Raw genomic sequence first — 20851 nt, forward strand, 5'->3', positions numbered from 1 at the left:
GAATATTGTAGAAGTGTGACGAATTTAGCCTAGCATTGGTAAGTAGTTTTAAACTCATAAGCAGTTGGACGACCTTCATCTGGCCATACATCACGCTCAAATCTATAATGTTGATAAGCATTTATAAACTCTTGAGTAAATACAGGTTTTAAGAAATCATTATCACCAATTAGACCTTCTAATGCTTCACGAAGTGTGTGTGGCATTTGAGGAATTTTTTTCTCACGAATTTCATCAAGAGAAAGCTCAAATAAATCTTCATCCATTGGACCAACAGGAACAGTTTGCTCTTTTATACCGTCAAGTCCAGCCATCATCATTACTGCAAATGCTAAGTAAGGACAAGCAGTAGAATCTGGGAAACGCATTTCAATTCTAGTAGCCATTTCACCTGCACCGTAAGGAATACGACAAGCAGCAGAACGGTTTTGAGAAGAGTAAGTTAGGATTGAAGGAGCTTCAAATCCTGGTAAAAGTCTCTTGTATGAGTTTGTAGTAGGATTTGTAAAAGCAGAAACAGCAGCAGCATGTTTAAAGATACCACCTGTATAGTTTTTAGCCATTGTACTTAAGTTTGCATATTCACCTGGAGCATAGAAAAGGTTTTTACCATCTTTCCATAGTGATTGATGAACATGCATACCATTTCCGTTGTCACCATAAAGTGGCTTAGGCATAAATGTAGCAGTTTTACCATTTAGGTGAGCTACCATTTTTACAACATATTTGTATATTTGAACATTATCAGCAGCACCGATGATGTCAGAGAAAACTATACCTAGCTCGTGCTGACCTTGTGCAACTTCGTGGTGACCAAGCATAACTTCAAGACCAACTTGCTCTAAAATCTGCATCATTTCAGCTCTCATATCAACAGCAGAGTCAGTAGGTGCTACTGGAAAGTAACCACCTTTAGTTCCTGGTCTATGACCAGTATTGTACATATCTTTATACTCAGTATTAGAGTTCCAGCCACCTTCTTCAGTATCAACTTTATAACCAGCTTCATTGATATTATCAACGAAAGTTATATTGTCAAAAAGAAAGAATTCATTTTCAGGTCCAAAGTAAGCTGTATCAGCAATACCAATTGATTCAGCATGCTTAAGTGACGCTTTAGCGATTGAACGAGGACATCTTTCATAAGCTTGATCTTTGTAAATGTCATAAACATCACAAATTACGATAACCGTTGGATCAGCAGTAAATGGATCTAAAAATGCAGTACCAACTTCAGGTTTAAGTAACATGTCTGATTTGTTGATTGGCTGCCATGCTTCTACTGAAGAACCATCAAATGGTAATCCACCCTCAAGTTGACCAGCATTAACAAAGCTCATTCTGTAACTGATATGGTGCCATGCACCTTTAAGATCTGTAAATCTAAAGTCTACAAATTGAACATCATTTTCTTCACAAAAAGTAAAAAACTCTTCTGTATTATTAACAAATTTTCCCATTCATTTTCTCCCGAAATTAAAATTTGAAGTTAGTATAGCTCATTTACATTTAATCAGAAGATAATTATTGATTAAATTTTAACCAATAACTAAATAATGTTTCATAAATACTCTAATGCTTTAACGGCTATAAAAATTACACCTAAAAATATAACAGATGAAATGAAGACTAAAGCAGTTACAATTTTTGGTTTGCAATCATACAGAGATGCTAAGTTTACATTTGTAACTGCAAGAGGCATCATAAGTTCTATAAAGATTATGCCTTTTATCATGGAATCTAGCTCTAAAAAGTAAAGAACAATGAAAGCAATAAGAGGTAACAGAACAAATTTAAAACTAATTACCCAGACAATTAGGCTCTTACTGACTTCTTTTATCTTAGTTCCATAAAGGTAGATACCAAATAAAAAGAGTTGCATAGTCATAGAGGCGTACGCTCCCATCATTAACATATTTGCTATTGCACCAGAAGGTTTATAACCATAGATGCTAAGTAGTATGGCAATGATAGAAGCCCATAAAATAGGTATTTTTATGATGTTTAATAGAGAAGTTTTAATGTTATAAGTTCCGCGAGAGTAGTAAAAAACACCAACTGTGTAAACTACAAAAACATTCACAAGATTTACGACAGTTGTATAGGGAATAGACTCTTCTCCAAATATAGCTATGTTTATAGGGATTCCTAAGTTCCCAGTATTACCTATGATGGCCGCAACTGTTGCAATGGAGTAATCTTTAGGAGATGAAAATAGTTTTTTGGCAGTAAATATAGAAACTAAAAGTAAAATAATAACAATAACGAGGTAGATGCTAGGCGCATATAAAAGTGTTATGTCAATAGGTTTAATTAAAAGTCCCCAAAAGGTTAAAAAGACTTGCAGAAAATATACATTTATAAGGTTTATGGTTTTATCATCAATTTTTTCTTTAAAACTTAGCTTTGCTATAAAACCAATCACGATGAAAATATAGATGCTAAGAATAGAAAATATTATTGAACTCATAATAGGATTATATCTGTTATAATTTCATCATGCAAACAATCAAAAATATTCAAAAATGTATAAATGAAAACATAGCGGTAATGGTTTACTTTTCCGCTCCAACTTGTAAAATCTGTCATGCACTAAAACCTAAACTTTTGCAAGCTTTAGATGCTAACTTTAAAGAGTTTAAAATTCAGAGTGTTGATATCTCACTAACTGAAGAAATAGCTCCATATTTTGGAGTATATGCCATTCCTTCTGTTTTGGTTTTTCTTGATTCAAAAGAGTTTTTACGAAAATCTCGTCATATGAGTGTTGATGAGGTTATTCGTGAAATAAAAAGACCGTACGAGATTATGACTTCATGAAAAAAAGTATTTTAATAACTGGTTGTTCTAGTGGCATCGGGTATGATACTGCCCACTATTTACATCAAAATGGCTATAAAGTTTACGCAACTGCTAGAAAAGAAGAAGATGTAAAAAGATTAAGAAGTGAAGGTTTAGATGCTTATTTACTTGATGTTACAGATGCAACAAACATTAAAAAGACACTAGATTTTATAACAAAAGACAAAGAGCTTTATGCAGTTTTTAATAACGCTGGGTTTGGACAACCTGGAGCAGTTGAAGATATAACAACTGAAGTTTTAAAAGAGCAGTTTGAAACAAACTTTTTTGGACTCCACGAGCTAACAAGGCAAAGTCTTAAAATTATGCGAAAACAAGGATATGGAAGAATTTTGCAACACTCCTCTGTTTTAGGAATTATTTCTCTTCGTTTTCGTGGAGCTTACAATGCATCTAAGTATGCCATAGAAGGACTGTGTGATACACTTCGTTTAGAACTAATGGATACAGATATATTTGTTTGCACCATAAATACAGGTCCTGTTAGGTCTGACTTTAGACAAAATGCTATAAAAATGTTTAAAAAGAATGTCATTTCAGAGGGAAGTATTTTTGAAAAAGCGTACAAAGAAGAACTTTTAGAGTCAAAAGAAGAAAAAGAAAATGACCCTTTCACTAAAAACTCAGATATAGTTATAAAAAATATAGTTCATGCACTTCAAGCAAAAAAACCACAACCAAGATATTATAACACTTTAGCCACTCATTTATTAGGAACTCTAAAAAGAGTTTTGACTACGAGTATGCTTGATAAGGTTTTGAGAAAAATCTAGTTCTTTAACCTCGAATAAATTCGAGGTTAAAGGCTGAACGAGAATTAAAATAGTTCACTTCATAAAAGCCAAAAGTGAAGCAGTCACTGCAACATTTAGTGACTCTACACCTCTTTGCATCGGGATGGAGATGGAGTTGTTGCAAAGTTTTTCAACTTCACTGCTTATTCCATCACTTTCATTTCCTAAAACGAAGATAGACTTTTTTTCTGCTTCTACATCGTAGATGCTTGTCTTTGCATGAGAAAATAGAGCATAGATGCTAGTCTCTTTTAGATTTGGTAGAACATCATCAAGTGAATTACAGTAGTAAATGGGGAGTTTAAAAAGTGTTCCTGCACTTGCTTTTACAACAAGTGGAGAAATTTTTGCAGAACTTTTTTTAGGCAAAATTATTCCATCTACATTTCCAGCGGCACAAGAGCGGATAATCATTCCAAGGTTTTGAGGGTTTTGTATTCCATCAAGAGCAATGAGTCTAAAATTTTGAAGGTTTTTTATTTCAGAGGCGTTTTTATAAGTTTGTGCGATTATATCTATTGCCACACCTTGGTCTTGTTTTGCATTTTTACTTATTCTAGAAAGAGAGTTCTTTTCATGGTAAGTTATTTTTATATTTTTTATTTTTGCCAAGTTTAAAATGGTTTTAATGGCTCCATCAGTTTTATTGCTAGATGCAAGGTGGAGTTTATGAACTTCTATATTAGAATCTTGCAAAACTTCTATAACAACATTTCTACCATAAAGTGTAATAATCTTTTCAAAATATGCTTTTTTATCTTTATACTCTTGTGAATCATCCACAATAAATCCTTCGTGTTTTATTGCATAATATCATAAATAATTTCAGTTTTATTTTTTATAACTTTTATCTCTTTAATATTTAAACCCTCAATTTCAAGTGACATAAACTCTTCTATAGATTTTATTTCATGTTTTGCTAATTCTCTTAAAACCAAGCCTCTATAAGCTTTTGCCCAGTGACTTACCGCCTTCCCGTTTTTTAAAAATTTTAGAGTTGTGTATGGTTTTGTGACCTTGTAAAACTTGTCATAGTACCCAGCACGAAGGTCTAAAATCTCATCTTTACTTAAAAATAAATCTAATTGATATGAAAATCTATCTTTGTAAAATTTATCAGGAATTATATCTCCAATATCATTGCCCTGCTTTACCTTGTAGTTTGCGATAGTATCTCCACCTAGAATAGGACCGTAAAGGTTTGAAAATATTATGGTGTTTAGTTTTAAATATTTGTGGGATGAAGCATCTAAAGAGTTATAGTCTAAATAATCATAAGCTATACCTTTGTATCTTTGTATGGCACTCATAAGACTAGAATTGAATATATCGTTTATATAGATTTTACAATCATCAAATTTTTTAAAACCAAAAAGTTTTTTTATTTGTTCTTCATTTGAATTTAAAACTATTTTATTGTATTCATTTAAAATACTTTGCCTTGCCTCATTTGAGCCAAGAAGTTCTTTCTTTTTTTCACTACCACCATTGTTTTTGCCTTCAGAGGGTGAAAATAATATTTTTAGCATTGATTAATCCTTATCTAATTGAACCCTCTGAACAAGCCAGATGATTCTTCTTTATACTAATATTCTATCATTTTAAAAATTCTCTTTCAATTTTGAAGTGAGTTTCTGTCTTGTTTTTCTATATTTCTACTATTTATTAGCATGTTAGAACCTTATTTTGTTCCTTTTGTATCAGTTCCTAGCCCTTACCAGTGCAGGTGTCCGTCTCAGATTATAACAAGCAGCCAACATAAAAAAGTGTTGTTGATTTTTATCTATTCCCCGATATCTGGTTTTTCTGAAGTTCATATGTTGTTTTATAAATGCGAATGGTAATTCCACGAGACATCTTATCTTTGAGAATCTTGTATTATTTCTTGATTGTTTAGGTCTTAGTTTCGATTGACCTCTTACTCGTCTTTCAACTATACCAGCAAAAATACCTTTTGCTCTTAGTGCCACTTTTCTTGCCTTTTGCATATAGCCGCTATCTGCAAAGATAGCTTTATCTTCATCTTGAGTAAGTTCATCGAATTGAGTACTATCATGAGTTGATGCAGTTGTAGCTATTACTTTTTTGATGATACCGTTTGTATCAGTTGCTATATGCATCTTTAATCCATGATGTTTACGACCTCTTTTTGAAGTATAGGTTGCATCAGAATCATGGGCTTTATTTGAAATGACTTTGCCCTTGTCATCTTTTTTTCTCTTTGGTTCGCTTGAGTGGATGAGAGTAGCGTCTATAAGAGTTCCCTCATTGAGTATAAGTCTTTTAGATTCCATCATCTTTTTTACTTCTTCAAATATTGAACCTAGCAGCTCTTCTTTTATAAGCTTGTTTCTAAATTTACAAATAGTTGTCTCATCTGGAATAGTGTCTTCATCTTTAATATCAAGAAACTTTCTGAAGCTTATACGGTCATGTATAAGCTCTTCGGTCATTGGGTCTGACAATCCATACCAGTTTTGTAAAAAAAGTGAGCCTACTAATATCTTTGATGGAATAGATGGTCTTCCTGTCTTACCTTTGTTAGGTTTATATACATTCTTCTCTATAAGTATTTTCTCAATTGCTTCAAATGGAATAATCTCTTTCATCTCATTTAAAAACTTCATACTCTTCTTACCACCCTTATATTTCATAGCATGGTCAAAAAAACTTAGTTGCATATTTATCCCTCAAACTTGGCTTCTTAGTATATTTATTTTAGCTAATTATTGGTTTGAGGGAGGTTAAGTTAAATTGCTTGATTGTTCAGAGGGTTCTATTGTATCAATTTAAATGATACAACAGGTAAAATTATCAAAGAAATTCAAGGATATTGTGGTAAATGGACCCCTATTATTTTAAAAGATGAGGATTTTATAAAATTTTAGTAAATATCTCTTGACATTGAAAATCTTTTGCACTATAATTCTGACTCAATTTCGATGCTGACATAGCTCAGTTGGCTAGAGCAGTTGATTTGTAATCAACAGGCCCGGGGTTCAAATCCTCGTGTCAGCACCATTGAAATAGAATATTAGAAACAGTGTTAGACCAGATATAATTACAAATGGTGAGATAGTCAAGTGGCCAACGACGGCAGACTGTAAATCTGCTCCCTATGGGTTCAGAGGTTCGACTCCTCTTCTCACCACCATCAATGAAGCTGCGGGAGTAACTCAGTGGCTAGAGTTCCTGCCTTCCAAGCAGGCTGTCGCGAGTTCGAATCTCGTCTCCCGCTCCATTGAACCAATTATCTTCTGGAAGCTGAAGTACAATTTCAACGAATTAACTTCATATATAGCGTATCATATAGATATCTGTATAGCTTTAAAACTAATCATAAAAAAACTAGTATTGAAATAAAAATTATGCAATTATTGCTTAGTATTGCGCACAAGAGCTGTCGTGGCTCAGGGGTAGAGCACTTGCTTGGTAAGTAAGAGGCCGTGGGTTCAAATCCCACCGTCAGCACCATTGTTGTAGATAATAAAATGAGCAACAGCCCATTTTATTAGTATGGACTTTAGTTCCTACAACCCCCTAAAGCTACAAAAAGTAAACTTTTTGAGAATACTTTAGGAAAGTTAAGCAATAATTGAATGATTTTTGGGTACAATCCCGTTTCAATTCACAATTAAAGTCGGAGGACACTATGGCAAAAGAAAAGTTTGAGCGTAATAAACCGCATGTAAACATTGGTACTATTGGTCACGTTGATCATGGTAAAACAACATTGACAGCAGCAATTACTGCAGTATTAGCAGTAACAAATGGTGCAGAACTTATGGACTATGATCAAATCGATAATGCTCCAGAAGAAAGAGAACGCGGTATCACAATCGCTACTTCACATGTTGAGTACGAAACTGATAAGCGTCACTATGCGCATGTTGACTGTCCAGGTCACGCGGATTATGTTAAGAATATGATTACAGGTGCTGCTCAAATGGATGGTGCTATTCTAGTTGTTTCTGCAGCTGATGGTCCTATGCCACAAACTCGTGAGCATATCCTTCTTTCTAAACAAGTTGGTGTTCCATATATTGTTGTTTTTATGAACAAAGAAGATATGGTTGACGATGAAGAACTAATGGAATTAGTTGAAATGGAAATTCGTGAACTTCTTGATATGTATGAATTCCCAGGTGATGATACTCCAATCGTAGCTGGTTCTGCAACTATGGCTCTTGAAGAAGCTAAAACTGGTACTCTTGGTGAGTGGTCAGCGAAAATTCAAGAACTAATGAAACAAGTTGACGAGTATATTCCTGAGCCAGTTCGTGAAACTGACAAAGATTTCTTAATGCCTGTTGAAGATGTTTTTTCAATTTCTGGTCGTGGTACAGTTGTTACTGGGCGTATCGAGCGTGGTACTGTTAAAATCGGTGAGGAAATAGAAATCGTAGGTATCAGAGATACTCAAAAAACTACTGTTACTGGTATTGAAATGTTCCGTAAAGAAATGGATGAGGGTGTTGCAGGAGATAACTGCGGTGTTCTAGTCCGTGGTATAGGTAAAGACGATGTTGAGCGTGGTCAAGTACTTTGTAAGCCAGGTACAATTACTCCTCACACTACATTCACTGCTGAAATTTATGTATTAAGTAAAGATGAAGGTGGAAGACATACTCCATTTTTTAACGGTTACCGTCCTCAGTTCTATGTTCGTACAACTGATGTTACAGGTGCAATCACTTTACCAGAAGGCACAGAAATGGTTATGCCAGGTGATAATGTTAGCATTACTGCTGAACTTATTCATCCAATTGCAATGGAACAAGGTACTAAGTTCGCTATCCGTGAAGGTGGCAGAACAGTTGGTGCCGGTGTTGTTGCAGAGATTATAAAATAATAACATCTATACTATAACCAAAATGGGTGAAGCCCATTTTGGAATTTAAAGGTAAAATAAAATGAGAGAAGCAATTCACTTAGGTTGTGAGAAATGTACTAGAAGAAACTACCACACAACTAAAAATAAAAGAGTACATACTGAAAAATTCTCAGTAAAAAAATATTGTAAATTTTGTCGTGAACATACTGTTCACAAAGAGATGAAACTGTAACAAAGTCCGAAACTTACTGCAAGTAGGTTTCACTTTAGGCGCATAGCTCCAATGGTAGAGCACCGGATTCCAAATCCGGGTGTTGCGGGTTCGAGTCCCCCTGTGCCTGCCATACATTAATTATCAATGAAGCCTTTCAGCTTTATTCATAATTAATGCACTTTATAGGAATATTTATGAATTTAGGTTTACATATTAGAAACGCAAAATCAGAATTAGCTAAGGTAATTTTTCCTACAAAAGGTCAGGTTAAACAAGCTTATATTTCTGTTTTAATTGTAGTTACTGTTATAGCTTCTTTTTTAGCTTTAGTTGACTTGTTAATGTCTTCAGTAATGTCGGCAATTTTAGGTTAAGGAGTAAGTATGGCACATCAATGGTATTCGATTCAAACTTATGGAAATGACCGTCAAGTAAGAGATTCAATTATTAATATGATAGAAGAAATGGGACTTCAAGATTTCATCGCAGATGTTATTGTTCCTACTGAAGATGTTATTGAAATAAAAGATGGTAAAAAAAAGATTACAGAACGCTCTTTATATTCTGGATATGTTTTTGCAAATATCGACTTAAATACAGAAGTTCAACATTTAATTCAATCCTTACCAAAAGTTTCTGGATTTATTGGTGAAGCAAATATACCAACGCCTTTAAGCGAGCATGATATTAATGTGATTTTAGATCGTGTAAATAACCGTGCAGCTCCAAAACCAAAAGTATTTTTTGATAATGGAGAAACTGTTCGTATTATTGAAGGTCCTTTTGCAAATTTTACAGCAACAGTGGATGAGTATGATTTAGAACATGGAACTTTAAAACTAAATGTTTCAATTTTTGGAAGAGCTACACCGGTAGATATCTCTTACACTCAAGTTGAAAAAATAATTTAATCTTAAACAAGGAAAATAAAAATGGCAAAAAAAATAACAGGTTATATTAACCTACAAATTGATGCTGGAAAAGCAAACCCAGCTCCACCAGTTGGACCAGCATTAGGTCAGCGTGGTGTTAACATCATGGAATTTACTAAAGCATTTAATGAAAAAACAAAAGATTTAATGGGCTTTAAGGTTCCTACTGTAATTACAGTATATTCTGATAGAAGTTTTACATTTATCACTAAGCAACCAACAGCAGCAGCATTAATAATGAAAGCAGCAAATCTTAAGAAAGGTACAGACAATCCTCTTAAAAATAAAGTTGGTAAATTAACTCGTGCTCAGTTAATGGAAGTTGTTGAAAGAAAAATTGTTGATTTAAATACAGATGACTTAGAAATGGCAGCAAATACTATTTCAGGTACTGCAAGATCAATGGGTGTAGAAATAGTAGAATAATAGATGTGGCATTTGCAACACTGTTAATCATAACCACAATGATTTAAAATTTTGTGGAAGAATTTCATAGGAGAATTTGAAAATGAGTAAAAGATATAAACAATTATTAGAAAAATTTGATAATACAAAAGCATATGGTGTTAAAGAAGCATCTATAACTCTTAGTGGTTTGAAAAGTGCAAAGTTTGATGAAACTGTTGAAATAGCAATGAACTTAAATGTTGACCCTCGTCATGCTGACCAAATGGTTCGTGGTGCTTTAGTACTACCTCATGGAACTGGTAAAACTGTTCGTGTTGCAGTTTTTGCAAAAGGTGTAAAAGCTGATGAAGCTAAAGCGGCTGGTGCTGATATAGTTGGTACTGATGATTTAGTAGCTGATATTAAAGCAGGAATATTTAACTTTGATGTTGTTGTTGCTGCACCTGATTGTATGGGACTTGTTGGACAAATCGGTCGTATCCTAGGACCAAAAGGTTTAATGCCTAACCCTAAAACTGGTACTGTTACTCCAGATGTTGCTACTGCTGTTAAAAATGTTAAGGGTGGACAGGTTAACTTTAGAGTTGATAAGAAAGGTAATATTCATGCAGGTATAGGAAAAGTAAGTTTTGACGCAACAAAAATTGAAGAAAACTTAACTTCTTTTCTTTCTGCAATAAATAAACAAAAACCGGCTTCTGCAAAAGGTCGTTATATTAAAAATGCTGCTATAAGTTTAACTATGAGTCCAGCTGTAAAACTTGATCTTAATGAATTAGCAGATATTAAGTAATTTTTATGGGTACGCAGGTTTTACCTGTGTTATCCGTATTGAGTGGTTTTGTAATTTTTTATTTAATAAGAAATTACAAAGTTACTACTTTGGTAACTGCATTTTATGGACTAAAGATAACGGGAGCTAAAAGGCTTAATTTTCCTGTTTGAAGTGTTGTCTGGGAAGGAGAAATTCTATGACAAAAACAAAAAAAGCTGAAATTATTGAAGTTCTTTCAAATGAATTCAAAACTGCTCAATCTGTAATCTTTTGTGATTACAAAGGTTTGAGTGTTGGAGAACTTGAAGGTTTAAGAAAAATCGCTCGTGAAAAAGAAGCAAAAGTTCAAGTTGTTAAAAATACATTAGCAACAATTGCACTTAAAAATGCGGACTTATCAGGAGTTGAATTACAAGATACAAATATTCTTGTTTGGGGCGAAGATTCTGTTGCTACTTCTAAGGTAGTTTCTGAATTTGCTAAAGATAATGAAAAATTTGTGATTAAGTCTGCTTATGTTGATCGTGAAGTTGCTGATGTTGCTAAAGTTGAAGCATTTGCTAAACTTCCAGGACGCGATGAGTTACTTGGTATGCTTGCTGCTACTTGGATGGCACCTGTTGCAAACTTTACTATCGGACTAAATGCTCTTAAAGAGAAAAAAGAAGAAGAAGCTGCGTAAGCAGTTAACAATATTAATAAAATAAAATTAAGGAATTACACATGGCTGTAACTAAAGAAGACGTATTAGAATTTATTTCTGGACTATCTGTACTAGAGCTTTCTGAGCTTGTAAAAGAATTTGAAGAAAAATTTGGTGTATCTGCACAACCTGTTGCTGTAGCTGGTGGAGCTGCTGCTGGTGAAACTGCTGCTGAAAAAACTGAATTTGATGTAGTATTAACTGATGTTGGTGCTAAAAAAATTGGCGTTATTAAAGCTGTTCGTGCTTTAACTGGTTTAGGGCTTAAAGAAGCAAAAGAAGCTTGTGAAGGTTTACCATCTACAATTAAAGAAGGTGTAGATAAAGCTGCTTCTGAAGAAGCAAAAGCTGCCTTAGAAGCAGCTGGTGCAACAGTAGAAGTTAAGTAGATTGCCCCTTTTAGGGGTACGCAGGAATTTATTCCTGTGCTATCTATTTAATTAGGAGCTTCGCTCCTTTTAAAATTGGGCGCTTTTACAATGGGATTTTTATCCTTTTGTAAAAGTGCCCTTATGTCGTTTATAAGCACTGTAACTAAATTTATTCTAAGGACGCTTAGATAGATACCCCTCTTAGTCAAAATGATTAAGTTAATTAACAACTCGAGGTAGCCTAATGTTAAACACTTTATACTCCGGAAATCGTCTTCGTGTAGACTTCTCTAAAACTCCTCAACAGATAGAAGTACCAAACTTACTACAACTTCAACAAAGTTCATATGATAATTTTTTAATGCTAGATGCAAAAGATAGAACAGAGAGTGGAATTGAGACTGTATTTCAATCAGTTTTTCCTATTCATGATACGCAAAACAGACTTACTGTTGAATATCTTGGAAGTGAAATAGCAAATCAAAAATACACAGTTAGAGAATGTATGGAACGCGGACTTACTTATGCTGTCAGTTTAAGAATGAAAACTCGTCTTGTATTATGGGACAGAGATGAAAATACTAAAGAAAAACTTGGTGTGAAAGATATCAAAGAACAAAGTATATTTGTTCGTGACATTCCACTTATGACGGATAGAACATCATTTATTATTAATGGTGTTGAGCGTGTAGTTGTAAATCAACTTCATCGTTCTCCTGGTGTTATTTTTAAAGAAGAACAATCAACAACAGCTGGTAATAAGCTTATATATACTGGTCAAATTATTCCAGATCGTGGTTCTTGGTTGTACTTTGAGTATGATCCAAAAGATATTTTATATATGAGAATTAATAAGCGCCGTAAAGTACCTATTACAATTATGTTTCGTGCTTTGGGTTATTCTAAACAAGATATATTAAAATTATTTTATCCAATTCAAACTATTAATATTCAAGATAATAAGTTTTTAATGGATTTTAATCCAAATGATTTTTCTTCAAGATTAATTTTTGATTTAGTTGATACAGATGGAAATATTCTTATTCAAGCAGGAAAAAGACTTTCTGTAAAAAAATCACAGAAGTTTATTGATGATGGATTAAAATCAGTAGAATATCCATTAGAAATTTTAATAGAAAGATATTTAGCTGAACCAATTATTGACCCTGAAACTGGTGAAATTCTTTTTGATACTATGACTAATATCGATGAGACTAAGCTTAAAAAAATGGCAGAAATTGGTATAAGTGAATTTAAAATTGCTAACGATATTGCAAATGGAGTAGACAGTTCTATAATTAATGCTTTTAATGCAGATGCTGATTCTCTAAAGTTACTTAAACAAACTGAAGAGATTGAAGATGAAAATGATTTAGCAGCAATTCGTATCTATAAAGTTATGCGCCCAGGTGAGCCAGTAACAAAAGAAGCAGCTAAAATATTTGTAAATCAACTTTTCTTTGATCCAGAAAGATATGACTTAACTAAAGTTGGTCGTATGAAAATGAACCATAAACTAGGACTAAATATTCCTGAATATGTGACTGTTTTAACTCACGAAGATGTAATTAACTCTGTTAAATATGTTATTAAAGTTAAAAACGGCCGAGGTCATATTGATGATAGAGACCATCTTGGTAATCGTCGTATTAGATCAATTGGTGAGCTTTTAGGTAATGAGTTACATAATGGACTTATTAAAATGCAAAAAGCAATTCGTGATAAATTATCTACGATGAGTGGAGTTATGAGTGAGTTAATGCCTCATGACTTGATAAACTCAAAAATGATTACTTCAACAATTATGGAATTTTTTTCAGGTGGACAACTTTCTCAATTTATGGATCAAACAAACCCATTGTCTGAAGTTACTCACAAGCGTCGTCTTAGTGCACTTGGTGAAGGTGGACTTGTTAAAGAGAGAGCTGGGTTTGAAGTGCGTGATGTTCATCCAACTCACTATGGAAGAATTTGTCCAGTTGAAACTCCAGAGGGTCAAAACATAGGTCTTATTAATACACTTGCTACTTATGCAAAAGTAAATGCACATGGTTTTATTGAAGCTCCTTATAAAGTTATGAAAGATGGGAAAATTACTGATGAAATAATTTATCTTACAGCAACTCAGGAGGAGGGCGTAAAAATTGCTGCTGCTTCAAATAAGCTGGATAAAGATGGTCAATTCATTAGTAATACAGTTACAGTTAGACAAGATGGAGAAATTATAAATCGTCCATCATCAGAGTGTGAATTTGCAGACCTTTCTTCTCATATGGTTGTAGGTGTAGCAGCTTCACTTATTCCATTTTTAGAGCATGATGATGCCAATCGTGCGCTAATGGGATCAAACATGCAGCGTCAAGCAGTACCACTTTTGAGACCATTTTCACCGATGGTTGGTACAGGTGTTGAAAAACTTGTAGCACGAGATGCTTGGGAATGTGTAAAAGCTAAAAGAGCTGGTGTTGTTGAAAAAGTAGATGGAAGACATATTTATGTAATGGGTGAGGAAAATGGTGAGATTTATATAGATTACTATCCTTTAACAAAAAATCTTCGTACAAATCAAAATACATCTTTTTCTCAAAAACCAATAGTAAGTGTTGGTCAAAAAATTGCAAAAGCTCAGGTGATTGCCGATGGACCAAATATGGATCAAGGCGAGTTAGCACTCGGTGTTAACGCAATGGTTGCTTTTATGCCTTGGAATGGTTATAACTTTGAGGATGCTATTGTAATCTCAGAAAGGTTAATCCGTAAAGATGCATTTACTTCTGTCCATATCTATGAAAAAGAGCTTGAAGCAAGAGAGCTTAAACATGGTGTTGAAGAGATTACTCGTGATATCCCAAATGTTAGAGATGATGAGTTAGTTCATTTAGATGAGTCTGGAATTGTAAAAATAGGTACTAAAGTAAGCGGCGGTATGATTTTAGTTGGTAAAGTTTCTCCAAAAGGTGAAGTTAAACCAACTCCAGAAGAACGATTGCTTCGTGCGATATTTGGAGAGAAAGCTGGACATGTTATAAATAAATCTCTTTATTGTCCTCCATCAATGGAAGGTATAATTGTTGATGTTAAAATCTTTACTAAAAAAGGTTATGACAAAGATGCGAGAGCGCTTGAGCTAGAAAAAGAAGAAAGAGATTATTTAGAGCGTGAGCATTATGATCGTCTTCTTATGATAGATAAAGAAGAGATGCTTCGTGTAGCAAAGCTTTTAACAAAAGAAGCATTAATATCAGATATTAAGATTGCTCAAACAGAATATAAAGCTGGAGATACGATCAATGCAGATGACTTAGTTGAAGTAAATCGTTTTGCAATGAATGCTATTGTTAAATCTTTTTCTGATGATATTCAAGATGAATATAATAAAACTAAAAACTATTTTCAAAAAGAAAAAAGACTTTTTAGAGATGAGCATGAAGAAAAACTGACTATTTTAGAAAAAGATGATATCTTAGCTAATGGTGTTGTTAAGTATGTAAAAGTTTATATTGCTACTAAGCGTCAACTAAAAGTTGGTGATAAAATGGCAGGGCGACATGGAAATAAAGGTATTGTTTCTATAATTGTTCCTGAGGTTGATATGCCTTATATGGAAGATGGAAGAAGTGTTGATGTTTGTTTAAATCCTCTGGGGGTTCCATCTCGTATGAATATTGGACAGATTTTAGAGATGCATCTAGGTATGGCAGGTCGTGAACTTGGCAATCAAATCCTAGAACAATTTGAAACTAAACAAAAAGATTTTATTGATAATCTTCGCTCAAAAATGATATCTATTGCTGATGTTGCAGGAATGATGAATGCAGTACAAGTAATAGGTGAAATGAGTGACGAAAAGTTCTTAAAATATGCTAGAGATTGGGCTAATGGTGGTGTTAGATTTGCTACACCTATTTTTGAGGGTGTAAATCAAGCAGAATTTGATAAGTTATTTGAGTTAGCTAAAATGGATACGGATGGTAAAACCGTACTTTATAATGGTTTAACTGGAGAAAAAATTAAAGAGAGAGTAAATGTAGGTTACATGTACATTTTGAAACTTCATCACTTGGTTGATGAAAAGATTCATGCTCGTTCAACTGGACCATACTCTTTAGTAACTCAACAACCTGTTGGCGGTAAAGCACTTTTTGGTGGACAAAGATTTGGAGAAATGGAAGTATGGGCTCTTGAAGCTTATGGAGCATCTGCAGTTCTTAAAGAGATGCTGACAATTAAATCAGATGATGTTGATGGTCGTGTTCGAGCTTATAAAGCAATTACAAAAGGTGAGTTAATACCACCTTCTGGTATCCCTGAAACACTATTTGTATTAACCAAAGAGCTTCAAGCATTAGCACTTGATGTAGAGATTTTTGACGAGGTGGAAGACGATGAGTAAATTAGTACCTATTGCAGTAACAGAAGACAATCGACCAAAAGATATTAAGAAGTTACAATTTCGTTTAGCTTCTCCTCAAAAAGTGATGTCTTGGAGTCATGGAGAAGTAAAAAAACCTGAAACTATTAACTATCGTACTCTTAAACCAGAGCGTGATGGTTTGTTTTGTGCGAAGATTTTTGGACCTGTAAGAGATTATGAGTGTCTTTGTGGAAAATATAAAAAGATGCGTTATAAAGGTGTAGTTTGTGAAAAATGTGGTGTTGAAGTAACATCTACTAAAGTTCGTCGTACTCGTATGGGTCACATCGAACTTGTAACTCCTGTTGCACATATCTGGTATGTTAGTTCATTACCATCTAGAATTGGTACTTTACTTGGTATCAAAATGAAAGATTTAGAACGCGTACTTTATTATGAAGCATATATTGTTGAAAGTGGTGGAGAAGCATATTATGATGCTGAATCAAAAACGCCAGTATTACAATATGATGTTTTAAATGAGGAACAGTATCGTACACTTATTCAAAGATTTGGTGAATTAGGCTTTAAAGCTCGTATGGGTGGTGAAGTGATTCGTGATTTACTTGATTCTATTGATTTAGTTGACTTGTTTACGGCTCTCAAAGAAGACATAGAACTTACAAAATCTGAAGCAAAAAGAAAAACTATTGCAAAAAGATTAAAAGTTATTGAGTCATTTTTAAATAGTGGAAATAACCCTGCATGGATGATGCTAACAGTTTTACCTGTTCTTCCACCAGATTTAAGACCACTTGTTTCTCTTGATGGCGGTAAGTTTGCTGTTTCTGATGTAAATGATTTATATAGAAGAGTTATTAATAGAAATCAAAGACTTAAGCGTTTAGTTGAACTAGAAGCTCCTGAGATTATTGTTCGTAATGAAAAGCGTATGCTACAAGAATCAGTAGATGCACTATTTGATAATGGTCGTCGTGCTAATGCAGTAAAAGGTGCTAACAAAAGACCGCTTAAATCATTATCTGAAATCATTAAAGGTAAGCAAGGGCGTTTCCGTCAAAACTTACTTGGTAAGCGTGTTGACTTTTCAGGGCGTTCTGTAATTGTTGTTGGACCATCTTTGGCAATGGATGAGTGTGGATTACCTAAGAAAATGGCTCTTGAGCTATTTAAGCCACACTTAATTGCTAAACTTGAAGATAAAGGTTATGCTACAACTGTTAAAGCTGCTAAAAAAATGATAGATGCTAAAACAAATGAAGTATGGGAATGTTTAGCTGAGATAGTTGATGGTTATCCTATAATGCTTAACCGTGCACCAACACTTCATAAACTTTCTATTCAAGCATTTCATCCAAAACTTATTGATGGTAAAGCTATTCAGCTTCATCCTTTAGTTTGTGCTGCATTTAATGCCGATTTTGATGGGGATCAAATGGCTGTACATATTCCTTTAAGTTCTGCCGCTATTGCTGAATGTAAAGTACTTATGCTAGCATCTATGAATATTATGCTTCCTGCATCTGGTAAAGCTATTGCGACGCCTTCACAAGATATGGTTCTTGGAATTTACTATATTTCTTTAGAGAAAAATGGAGTAAAAGGTTCAAATAAGCTTTTCGCTAATGTAGATGAAATTAGAATTGCTCTTGAGCATGATGCACTTGACCTTCACGCAAAAGTAAGAACTAGAATTGATGGTAGAATAATTCACACTACTGTTGGACGAATGTTATTAAAAGCAGTTATTCCAGATTTTGTTCCTATTGAACTTTGGAATAGAGTTATGAAGAAAAAATATATAAATGAAGTTGTTGATTATGTTCAGAAACATGGTGGAATAGGTATAACTTCTGGCTTTTTAGACAAGTTAAAAGACTTAGGTTTTAAACATGCAACTGAAGCGGGTGTCTCTATTTCTATTGATGATATTAGAATTCCAGATACTAAAGAAGAAAAAATTATTGAGAGTAAAAATAGAGTTGCAGAGATTCAAAAACAATTTGAAGCCGGTCTTTTAACTGAACAAGAAAGATATAATAAAATCATTGATGTTTGGACAGATACAAATAATACTCTTGCATCTCAGATGATGGAGCTTGTTCAAAACGATAAAGACGGTTTTAACTCTATTCATATGATGGCTGATTCTGGTGCTCGTGGTTCTGCTGCACAGATTCGTCAGCTTGCTGGTATGCGTGGTCTTATGGCTAAGCCTAGTGGTGAAATTATTGAAACTCCGATTATTTCTAACTTTAAAGAAGGGCTTAACATTATTGAGTACTTTATTTCAACTCACGGTGCTAGAAAAGGTCTTGCCGATACAGCACTTAAAACAGCAAATGCTGGTTACTTAACTCGTAAACTTGTTGATGTTGCACAAAATGTTAAGATAGTTGAGCATGATTGTCATACCCATGAAGGTATTGAGATAGCAGATATAAGTGATCAAAATACTCTGATTGAGTCTTTAGAAGACAGACTTAATGGTAGAGTTTTAGCTGATAATGTTATTGACCCTATTTCAAATGAGATACTTTTTGCTGAAGGAAAACTTCTTGATGAAGTAAATGCTAAGGTTATAGCTGAAGCTGGAATTAAAACAGCACACATTAGAACTCCTACAACTTGTAAAAGTGAAGGTGGTATTTGTGCTTTGTGCTATGGTGTTAACCTTGCAACTGGGCATATTGTTCGTACTGGTGAAGCAGTTGGAATTATTGCTGCGCAGTCAATTGGTGAGCCTGGTACTCAGCTGACTCTTAGAACTTTTCATGTTGGTGGAACAGCATCTTCAACTGCTCAAGAGCGTCAAGTTGTAGCATCTAAAGAAGGTTTTATTCGTTATTATAATGTTAAAACATATATCTCTAAAGAAGGTAAAAATATTGTAGCAAACAGAAGAAATGCTGCTGTACTTTTAGTTGAACCAAAAATAAAAGCTCCATTTGCTGGTAAAATAGAAATTCAAACTGTTCATGATGAAGTTATTATTAGTGTAGTTGGTAAAGATGATACAGTGCGTTATTCCTTGCGTAAAAACGAAATAGCAAAACCAAATGAGTTAGCTGGTGTTGCTGGTCAAGTTGAGGGAAAATATTATTTTCCTTATGAAAATGGCTTAGAAATCACAGAAGCAGAGTCTATAGTTGAAACAATTAAAGATGCTTGGAATGTACCTTCTCGTATTCCTTATGCATCAGAAATTTCAGTTAAAGATGGAGCGCCTGTTACTCAAAAGATATTATCTAAAGAAGAGGGAGTGGTTAAATATTTCTTACTTAAAGGTGATTATTTAGAGAGATTTGAGGGTATGAAAGCTGGATATGAAGTAGTAGAAAAAGGTCTATTTGCAACAGTTGTTGATTCAAATAACCGTGAAGCCATTAGACACTATATCGCTCGTGGTTCTGTTATAGTAGCTGAAGATGACTCTTCTGTTGAAGCGACAACGCTTATAGCAAAGCCAAAGAATGATGAATCAACAGTAATAGCAGAATGGGATCCATACTCAAATCCAGTTATATCTGAAGCAAATGGTGTAGTTCAGTATGAAGATATTATTATTGGAACAACTGCTACTGAGCAGTTAGATGAACTAACAGGTAAAACTCGTTTAATGATTCATGATCATATATCAGCAGACTATAAACCTACTATTGTTTTAGCAACAGAAGATGGAGAATTATTAAGATACTCTATTGAAGCTAAATCATCTTTATTTGTTGAAGATGGTCAGAGTGTAAAAATTGCAGATCTAATAGCAAAAACACCAAAAGCACTTCAAAAATCATCAGATATTACTGGTGGTCTTCCACGGGTAAGTGAACTTTTTGAAGGTCGTCGTCCAAAAGCAACAGCATTGATATCAGAAATTGATGGAACTGTAAGTTTCGGAAAGCTTCTTCGTGGTAAAGTTCGTATAGTTATCGCATCTGATAATGGCATTGTAAAAGAGTATTTTGTAGATAAATCTCATGAAGCAGTTGTTGCGGTTGGTGACTTTGTTCACGCAGGAGAGCGTTTAACTACAGGTGTCATCTCTTCTCATGAGCTTCTTCGTATTATGGGTGTTAAGGCACTCTATAACTACCTAGTATCTGAAGTTCAGCAAGTATACCGTTCTCAAGGTGTAAATATCGCTGATAAACATATTGAAGTTATTTTTACTCAGATGCTTAGACAAATTAGAATTGTAAAATCTGGTGATACTAAGTTTATTCAAGGTGATTTAATTTCTAAAGCTAAATTTAGAGCTGAAAATGATAAGATTATTCGTCTTGGTGGTCGTCCTGCGATTGCTGAGCCTTTCTTGGTTGGTATAACAAGAGCAGCAGTTGCAGCTGATTCGATTATTTCAGCAGCGTCATTCCAAGATACAACTAAAGTTCTTACTGAAGCGGCAGTTTCAGCGAAAGTTGATGATTTGAATGACCTAAAAGAAAATGTCATTATTGGTCGTACTATTCCTGTTGGAACTGGTATATATAAAAATCAAGAGATTATTTTTCATAACGAAGAAGAATAGTAAAATATTAAATCTTCTAGTTTCCAAGCTTTGCTTGGAAACAAATACTTCAATA

General features: G+C 34.0%; 17 protein-coding genes and 5 tRNA genes. 17 read left to right on the forward strand and 5 right to left on the reverse strand.

What is annotated here, in order from left to right; all coding sequences use genetic code 11:
• Positions 1–29: 29 nt before the first annotated feature.
• Together glnA and MOV42_RS02130 are read right to left on the reverse strand one after the other, a co-directional pair.
• The gene (glnA, locus tag MOV42_RS02125; RefSeq protein ID WP_324172173.1) at positions 30–1460 is read right to left on the reverse strand and encodes a type I glutamate--ammonia ligase; all 1431 of its coding nucleotides are present in this window, start codon (positions 1458–1460) and stop codon (positions 30–32) included.
• Positions 1461–1561: 101 nt separating this feature from the next.
• A complete protein-coding gene (locus MOV42_RS02130) occupies positions 1562–2470 on the reverse strand; it encodes an AEC family transporter (RefSeq protein ID WP_324172174.1) in 909 nt (302 codons plus the stop codon).
• Between the two features lie 29 nt (positions 2471–2499).
• Here MOV42_RS02130 and MOV42_RS02135 point away from each other — a divergent pair, with 29 nt between their 5' ends.
• Both MOV42_RS02135 and MOV42_RS02140 read left to right on the forward strand, forming a co-directional pair.
• A complete protein-coding gene (locus MOV42_RS02135) occupies positions 2500–2820 on the forward strand; it encodes a thioredoxin family protein (protein WP_324172175.1) in 321 nt (106 codons plus the stop codon).
• On the forward strand, positions 2817–3635 hold the full coding sequence (locus MOV42_RS02140; RefSeq protein ID WP_324172176.1) for an SDR family NAD(P)-dependent oxidoreductase: 819 nt from the start codon (positions 2817–2819) through the stop codon (positions 3633–3635). Before MOV42_RS02135 ends, MOV42_RS02140 begins: the two co-directional genes overlap by 4 nt.
• Positions 3636–3689: 54 nt before the next feature.
• Here MOV42_RS02140 and MOV42_RS02145 read toward each other — a convergent pair whose 3' ends face one another.
• From MOV42_RS02145 to MOV42_RS02155, 3 genes are all read right to left on the reverse strand, one after another.
• Complete coding sequence (locus MOV42_RS02145) at positions 3690–4439, reverse strand: RNA methyltransferase (RefSeq protein ID WP_324172177.1); 750 nt, start codon at positions 4437–4439, stop codon at positions 3690–3692.
• Positions 4440–4456: 17 nt separating this feature from the next.
• Entirely contained in the window at positions 4457–5185 is a 729-nt protein-coding gene (locus tag MOV42_RS02150) for a YaaA family protein (protein WP_324172178.1), read from the reverse strand.
• 171 nt (positions 5186–5356) lie between these two features.
• Positions 5357–6337 carry an IS5 family transposase gene (locus tag MOV42_RS02155; RefSeq protein ID WP_324172179.1) on the reverse strand — a complete coding sequence of 327 codons (981 nt, stop codon included), beginning with the start codon at positions 6335–6337 and terminating at the stop codon, positions 5357–5359.
• Positions 6338–6600: 263 nt separating this feature from the next.
• Here MOV42_RS02155 and MOV42_RS02160 point away from each other — a divergent pair.
• From MOV42_RS02160 to rpoC, 15 genes are all read left to right on the forward strand, one after another.
• Positions 6601–6677 (forward strand) — tRNA-Thr (locus tag MOV42_RS02160).
• A 48-nt stretch (positions 6678–6725) separates the two neighbouring features.
• A tRNA-Tyr gene (locus MOV42_RS02165) sits at positions 6726–6810 on the forward strand.
• A gap of 11 nt (positions 6811–6821) precedes the next feature.
• Positions 6822–6897: transfer RNA gene (locus MOV42_RS02170), tRNA-Gly, on the forward strand.
• Between the two features lie 158 nt (positions 6898–7055).
• Positions 7056–7130 (forward strand) — tRNA-Thr (locus MOV42_RS02175).
• Positions 7131–7308: 178 nt separating this feature from the next.
• Entirely contained in the window at positions 7309–8508 is a 1200-nt protein-coding gene (gene tuf, locus MOV42_RS02180; RefSeq protein WP_324172180.1) for an elongation factor Tu, read from the forward strand.
• Positions 8509–8569: 61 nt separating this feature from the next.
• Complete coding sequence (rpmG, locus tag MOV42_RS02185) at positions 8570–8722, forward strand: 50S ribosomal protein L33 (RefSeq protein WP_324172181.1); 153 nt, start codon at positions 8570–8572, stop codon at positions 8720–8722.
• Positions 8723–8758: 36 nt separating this feature from the next.
• A tRNA-Trp gene (locus MOV42_RS02190) sits at positions 8759–8834 on the forward strand.
• Between the two features lie 64 nt (positions 8835–8898).
• Positions 8899–9078, forward strand: a complete 180-nt coding sequence (gene secE, locus MOV42_RS02195; protein WP_324172182.1) for a preprotein translocase subunit SecE — start codon at positions 8899–8901, stop codon at positions 9076–9078.
• A gap of 9 nt (positions 9079–9087) precedes the next feature.
• On the forward strand, positions 9088–9615 hold the full coding sequence (nusG, locus tag MOV42_RS02200) for a transcription termination/antitermination protein NusG (protein WP_324172183.1): 528 nt from the start codon (positions 9088–9090) through the stop codon (positions 9613–9615).
• Between the two features lie 21 nt (positions 9616–9636).
• Positions 9637–10062, forward strand: coding sequence for a 50S ribosomal protein L11 (rplK, locus tag MOV42_RS02205; RefSeq protein WP_324172184.1), 426 nt, complete (start codon positions 9637–9639; stop codon positions 10060–10062).
• Positions 10063–10144: 82 nt separating this feature from the next.
• On the forward strand, positions 10145–10837 hold the full coding sequence (rplA, locus tag MOV42_RS02210; RefSeq protein WP_324172185.1) for a 50S ribosomal protein L1: 693 nt from the start codon (positions 10145–10147) through the stop codon (positions 10835–10837).
• Between the two features lie 178 nt (positions 10838–11015).
• Positions 11016–11501, forward strand: coding sequence for a 50S ribosomal protein L10 (gene rplJ, locus MOV42_RS02215; protein WP_324172186.1), 486 nt, complete (start codon positions 11016–11018; stop codon positions 11499–11501).
• A gap of 41 nt (positions 11502–11542) precedes the next feature.
• Complete coding sequence (gene rplL, locus MOV42_RS02220) at positions 11543–11911, forward strand: 50S ribosomal protein L7/L12 (protein ID WP_324172187.1); 369 nt, start codon at positions 11543–11545, stop codon at positions 11909–11911.
• A gap of 226 nt (positions 11912–12137) precedes the next feature.
• On the forward strand, positions 12138–16286 hold the full coding sequence (rpoB, locus tag MOV42_RS02225) for a DNA-directed RNA polymerase subunit beta (protein WP_324172188.1): 4149 nt from the start codon (positions 12138–12140) through the stop codon (positions 16284–16286).
• Positions 16279–20796, forward strand: coding sequence for a DNA-directed RNA polymerase subunit beta' (gene rpoC / locus MOV42_RS02230; protein WP_324172189.1), 4518 nt, complete (start codon positions 16279–16281; stop codon positions 20794–20796). Before rpoB ends, rpoC begins: the two co-directional genes overlap by 8 nt.
• The last annotated feature ends 55 nt before the right edge of the window (positions 20797–20851 follow it).

The sequence above is a fragment of the Sulfurimonas sp. genome (assembly GCF_029027405.1).
In the GTDB taxonomy this organism is placed as follows: domain Bacteria; phylum Campylobacterota; class Campylobacteria; order Campylobacterales; family Sulfurimonadaceae; genus Sulfurimonas.